The sequence below is a fragment of the Streptomyces sp. WAC04114 genome (assembly GCF_019733245.1).
In the GTDB taxonomy this organism is placed as follows: Bacteria; Actinomycetota; Actinomycetes; order Streptomycetales; family Streptomycetaceae; genus Streptomyces; species Streptomyces massasporeus_A.
Window position 1 is genome coordinate 1 of the sequence record NZ_JAIGQA010000288.1, and the last position, 5805, is coordinate 5805.

Sequence of the window (5805 nt, forward strand, 5' to 3'; positions counted from 1 at the left end):
CCCCCACCGAGTCCAGCAGGCCGCCGTTCATCGCGGGCAGGCCGAGCGGCACCACCAGGGCGATGCCCAGCGCGACCACGCCGATGCGGCGGCCGGTGCGGACCGGGGCGACCGCCCCGCTCGGCTCCCCGCCGCCCGTGCGCGGGGCACCGCCGAAGACCCGGCCCCACTGCGAGAGCCGGTCCCGCCCCTCGGCCAGCAGCAGCATCAGATAGCCGGCCGCCGCCACCAGGAACCACAGCCAGTCCGTGCCCCCGTCGGACAGCCCCGCGGCCACCGAGTACAGCGCGAGCAGCGGCAGCCCGGCCGGAGCGGCGCTGCGGAAGGTCACCGCGAGGGTGTCCACCAGCAGCCCGATGATCAGGACCCCGCCGATGAGCATCAGCCGGATGCCGTCGGACTCCAGGGGCGCCGGGATCGCGTACCGCGCGATGTCGTCCCCGCCCTGCTGGAGCAGCAGCGCGAAGCGGTCGATGGCCTGCGGCCCCGGAACCAGCCCGGCCAGGGCCTGCTCGCGGGCGAAGACGAAGGTCAGCAGCGCGAGGGTGACCACGGCCTGCGCCGCCACCGTCAGCGGCCGGGCCAGCGGCACCCTGCGGGCGGCGACCCCCACACCCGACTGCAGGGCCAGCAGGAAGGCCGCCTGCACGATCCAGGTGGCCGGCTTGACGAGGGGCAGCAGGGCGCACGCCGCCATCAGCGTGGCCGCCCAGGCGCTCAGCGTCAGTCGTACCCGCCCGCTCATCACGGTCCCTCCCCGCCGCTCGCGGCGGCCACGCCCCTGCGCTCCCGGTCGGCCTGCCGCCACAGCTCGTCCATCGAGGCACCCCGCGGCACGCGCAGGGCCGTCCACCCCGCCTCGCGCAGCATGCGCAACCGCTCTCCGCTCCCGTCCAACGGGCCGGGCACATCGCTCGGTTCCCGCACCCAGGTGTCACTGTCCAGCACGAAGGCCACCGCGCCCGGGCTGCGCTGCCGCATCCGGCCCAGCACGGCCGCCTGGTCCTCGTCCAGATCGCCGAGGAAGGCCACCAGCAGCCCCTCGTTCCCGCCGCGCAGCACGTCGTAGGCCCGGGACAGGCCCGCGCCGTCGGAGTGGTCGATCACCGCGAGGGTGTCCATCATCAGTCCGGCCGCGTCCGCCGACTCCTGGCTCGCGCCGGCGAAGCCGTCACCGCCCTCGCCGGGCACCGCGTTGCCGGTGTCCGTCAGCAGCCGTACCGAGTAGCCCCGTTCGAGCATGTGCACCAGCACGGACGCGGCGCCCGACACGGCCCACTCGAAGGCCGAGTCCGGTCCCGCGCCCTCGTAGGCGATGCCGCGGGTGTCCAGCAGCACCGTGCAGCGGGCGCGCTGCGGCTGCTCCTCGCGGCGCACCATCAGCTCGCCGTAGCGGGCGGTGGAGCGCCAGTGCACGCGGCGCAGGTCGTCGCCGTAGCGGTAGCCGCGCGGGATGACGTCGTCCTCGCCGGCCAGGGCGAGCGAACGCTGCCGTCCGTCGCCGTACCCCTTCGCCTCGCCGCTCAGGCGCACCGGCGCCAGCGGCTCCACGCGCGGGATGACCGTGAGGGTGTCGTACGTCGAGAAGGAGCGGGTCAGCTCGCACATGCCGAACGGGTCGGTCAGGCGCAGCTGGAGCGGCCCCAGCGGGTAGCGGCCGCGCAGGTCGGACCGCACCCGGTAGGACACCTCGCGCCGGCCGCCCGCCTCCACCCGGTCGAGCACGAAACGCGGCCGGGGGCCGAGCACGTAGGGCACCCGGTCCTGGAGCATCAGCAGTCCCGTGGGCAGCCGCGAGACGTTGTCCATCCGCAGATGGACCCGGGCCTCGCTGCCGGCGGGCACACGCGCGGGGGAGAGGCGGCGGCTGCCCGCGACCCGGTAGCGCGTGCGGTACAGCACCCCGGCGCACACCAGCGGCAGCACCGCCAGCAGCAGACCCACGCGCAGCAGGTCGCTCTGGCCGAGCACATAACTGCAGATCGCCGCCGCGACGCCGGCGGCCAGGAAGGAGCGTCCGCGGGTGGTCAGACCGGCCAGGGCGGTGCGGATGCCGCCCTTCTCGCCCCGGTCGGCCTCCGCCTGCCCCGCCCCCGCGGTGGTCATCACAGCCTCCGCGGCGGCTGCTGGGGATACGCCGGCGCCGTACGGCCGAGGCCGCCGAAGCCGCTCTGCTGCTGCGCCGTCGGCACCGGGGTGCGCTGCAGGATCTCCTCGACGACCTGCTCGGCGGTGCGCCGGTTGAGCTGGGCCTGGGCGGTGGGCAGCAGCCGGTGGGCCAGGACGGCGACGGCGAGGGCCTGCACGTCGTCCGGCAGCGCGTACTCCCGGCCGCTCAGGGCCGCGGACGCCTTCGCCGCGCGCAGCAGGTGCAGCGTCGCGCGCGGAGAGGCGCCGAGTCTCAGGTCGGGGTGCGTGCGCGTCGCGCCGACCAGGTCGACCACGTAGCGCCGGACCGGCTCGGCGACGTGCACCCCGCGCACCGCCTCGACGAGCTTGAGGATCTCGTGGGCGTGGGCCACGGGCTGGAGGTCCTCCAGCGGCGAGACGCCGCCGTGCACGTCCAGCATCTGCAGCTCGGCGTCCGCGCTCGGGTAGCCGACCGACACCCGGGCCATGAAGCGGTCGCGCTGGGCCTCCGGCAGCGGGTAGGTGCCCTCCATCTCGACCGGGTTCTGCGTCGCCACCACCATGAAGGGGCTGGGCAGTTCATAGGTCTTGCCGTCGATGGTGACCTGGCGCTCCTCCATGGACTCCAGGAGCGCGGACTGCGTCTTGGGCGAGGCGCGGTTGATCTCGTCGCCGATCACCACCTGCGCGAAGATCGCGCCCGGCTTGAACTCGAAGTCGCGGCGCTGCTGGTCCCAGATGGACACACCGGTGATGTCCGACGGCAGCAGGTCCGGCGTGAACTGGATGCGCCGCACCGAGCAGTCGATGGACCGCGCCAGCGCCTTGGCCAGCATCGTCTTGCCGACTCCGGGGACGTCCTCGATCAGCAGATGTCCCTCGGCGAGCAGCACGGTCAGCGAGAGCCGTACGACCTCGGGCTTGCCCTCGATCACGCCTTCCACCGACTCCCGCACGCGCTCCACCACGGCGGTCAGATCATCCCCCACCCTCGAATAATCTCGGGCGGGGGGACCCCCATGGCTCCCTCGATCGTCATAGGTCGTCACCCGGCCCTCCTCGGCCTTTCCCGTGCCCCCAAGGAGCACGGGATACCCCATTTTCCCGGGCCGACGCCGCATGACGCGGGCCGGCCCACCCCGAACCACGGACACCACGCGTGAAAAGTTCCGCGCGACGCCACTCCCGCATTCTTGCTGCCGTTACCGTTTCGTGTCACTCGACTGTGGACAACTGGCCGCGATATGTCGGTCTTGCAGCCATTCGAACACGTGACTGACAGAATTTCGACAGCTACAGCAGGTGGCCTTCCGGGCGGGCGGCCCGCGGCGCCCAGGTCGGCGGGCCGGGATCAGGAGGCCGGGTCGACTTCCCGCAGCAGGCCGGTGTGCACGTCGAACACGAATCCGCGCACGTCGTCGGTGTGCGGCACGAACGGCGAGGTGCGCACCCGCTGCATCGACTGCCGCACGTCCTGGTCGACGTCCTTGAAGGACTCCACCGCCCACGCCGGACGCTGGCCCACCTCGGCCTCCAGCTCGTTGCGGAAGTCCTCGGTGAGGCTCTCCAGGCCGCAGCCGGTGTGGTGGATGAGCACCACGCTGCGGGTGCCCAGCTTGCGCTGGCTGATGGTGAGGGAGCGGATCACGTCGTCGGTGACGACGCCGCCCGCGTTGCGGATCGTGTGGCAGTCGCCGAGCTCGAGCCCGAGCGCGGCGTGCAGGTCGAGACGGGCGTCCATGCAGGCCACGACGGCGACGTGCAGCACGGGCCGGGCGTCCATCCCCGGGTCGGTGAAGGCCTCGGCGTACCGGGCGTTCGCCGCCACGAGACGGTCGGTGACCGTGTCGCCGGCCGTTATGGCGCTCTCCGAACCTGTGGGAACCGATGCAGAAGTCGTCATAGGTATGACGTTACTGGTCACACCCCGTCCAGGCCTCCTGTGGAAGTGAACAAAGAATGCCGCCGGGGGAGGCGTGTGAGGTAACCCACAAGGGCGATGTCCCGGTCTCCGCGTGAACGGCGGCGACGCGCAGGCCGGTTGATTGACCGGGCGACGGGGTGGACTAAAGTGACGCGAAGCGGGAGGCGAGACTCTCCCCGCTGGACTGATGTTCTTCGAAAGACCCCGGCGACGACCGGTGGTCTCCCCGCGTGCGCGGCGCGTACGTACGGCTCGGCCTCCTCCCGCTCCCGGTCGGCTGACGCTTCCGGCGCCGGCAGGTCTCATGTCCACGAGCGGGCGGGGACCCGGCGGTGCGCATGGCCGCGCCGGATCTGAGAGGGCCCCTTGAGCGAGAGTCGACACGTCCCGGTGATGCTCCAGCGGTGCCTGGACCTGCTGGCACCCGCCCTGGAGGGCCCGGACGCCGTGGTCGTCGACTGCACCCTCGGCCTCGGCGGCCACAGCGAGGCGCTCCTCGCGAGGTTCCCCGAAGCCCGGCTCGTCGCCCTCGACCGCGACAAGGAGGCCCTGCGCCTGTCCGGCGAGCGCCTCGCGCCCTACGGCGAGCGCGCCACCCTCGTGCACGCCGTCTACGACGAGCTCCCCGAGGTGCTGCACCGGCTCGGCATCGCGCGCGTGCAGGGCGTCCTGTTCGACCTGGGCGTCTCCTCCATGCAGCTCGACGAGGCCGACCGCGGCTTCGCCTACGCCCAGGACGCCCCGCTCGACATGCGCATGGACCAGACGACCGGCGTCAGCGCCGCCGAGGTCCTCAACACCTACCCGCCGGGCGAACTCGTCCGCATCCTGCGGGCCTACGGCGAGGAGAAGCAGGCCAAGCGGATCGTGAGCGCGATCGTGCGGGAGCGGGAGAAGGAGCCGTTCAGCAACAGCGCGCGGCTCGTCGAACTGATCCGGGACGCGCTTCCGCAGGCCGCCAAGCGCACCGGCGGCAACCCGGCCAAGCGCACCTTCCAGGCCCTGCGCATCGAGGTCAACGGCGAGCTCTCCGTCCTGGAGCGGGCCGTCCCCGCCGCCGTGAAGGCACTCGACGTGGGCGGACGGATCGCCGTGCTGTCGTACCACTCGCTGGAGGACCGGCTGGTCAAGCAGGTCTTCGCGGCCGGCGCCGCCACTACCGCGCCGGCCGGGCTGCCCGTCGTCCCCGAGCGCTACCAGCCGCGGCTCAAGCTCCTCACGCGCGGTGCCGAACTCCCCACCGAAGAGGAGATCGCCGAGAACCGGCGGGCGGCACCGGCGCGGCTGCGCGGCGCCCAGCGCATCAGGGAGGACGTCGAGTGAGGCGTGAGCAGGCCGGACCGAGGGAGCGTGCGTGAGCGGCAAACCCGAACTGAAGGGGAGGGCCGCGCGACTCGCGCGGCTCCTCCCGACCGGCCCCGGGCAGGCGGCCCGCACACCTTTCGTCCTGCTGGTCGTCCTCCTCCTCGGCGGCGGTCTCATCTGCCTCCTGGTGCTGAACTCGGCCCTCAGTGAGGGCGCGTTCAAACTCGACGACCTCCAGCGCGGGACCAAGAACCTCACCGACGAGGAGCAGGCCCTCCAGCGGGACATCGACGCCTACTCCGCCCCCGACGCCCTGCAGCGCCGCGCTCGCGAGCTCGGCATGGTGCCCGGCGGCGACCCCGCGTTCCTCGACCCCGACGGCACCGTCAAGGGTGTCCCCAGTCCCGCCCCCGGCGTCCGGCAGTCCGCCGCGTACACCCCCCTGG

Annotated in this window: 6 protein-coding genes; 2 read left to right on the top strand and 4 right to left on the bottom strand. The window is 72.9% G+C overall.

Translation table 11 applies throughout. The annotated features are described in order from the left end of the window. From K4G64_RS37910 to K4G64_RS37925, 4 genes are all read right to left on the bottom strand, one after another. The coding region (locus K4G64_RS37910) for a DUF3488 domain-containing protein (protein ID WP_221760409.1) at positions 1 to 745 on the bottom strand (745 nt) is incomplete at its 3' end. Beyond that, positions 745 to 2106, bottom strand: a complete 1362-nt coding sequence (locus K4G64_RS37915) for a DUF58 domain-containing protein (protein WP_221760410.1) — start codon at positions 2104 to 2106, stop codon at positions 745 to 747. The genes K4G64_RS37910 and K4G64_RS37915, both read right to left, overlap by 1 nt. Further along, on the bottom strand, positions 2106 to 3179 hold the full coding sequence (locus K4G64_RS37920; protein WP_374206505.1) for an AAA family ATPase: 1074 nt from the start codon (positions 3177 to 3179) through the stop codon (positions 2106 to 2108). Before K4G64_RS37920 ends, K4G64_RS37915 begins: the two co-directional genes overlap by 1 nt. 302 nt (positions 3180 to 3481) lie before the next feature. Beyond that, complete coding sequence (locus K4G64_RS37925) at positions 3482 to 4033, bottom strand: carbonic anhydrase (protein WP_221760412.1); 552 nt, start codon at positions 4031 to 4033, stop codon at positions 3482 to 3484. A 387-nt stretch (positions 4034 to 4420) separates the two neighbouring features. On the opposite strand from K4G64_RS37925, the gene rsmH reads away from it, so the two are divergent. Both rsmH and K4G64_RS37935 read left to right on the top strand, forming a co-directional pair. Continuing rightward, positions 4421 to 5377: a 16S rRNA (cytosine(1402)-N(4))-methyltransferase RsmH gene (gene rsmH / locus K4G64_RS37930; RefSeq protein ID WP_221760413.1), complete on the top strand. Its 957-nt coding sequence runs from the start codon at positions 4421 to 4423 to the stop codon at positions 5375 to 5377. 31 nt (positions 5378 to 5408) lie between these two features. After that, positions 5409 to 5805: hypothetical protein (locus tag K4G64_RS37935; protein ID WP_221760414.1), on the top strand; the 397-nt coding region annotated here is incomplete at its 3' end.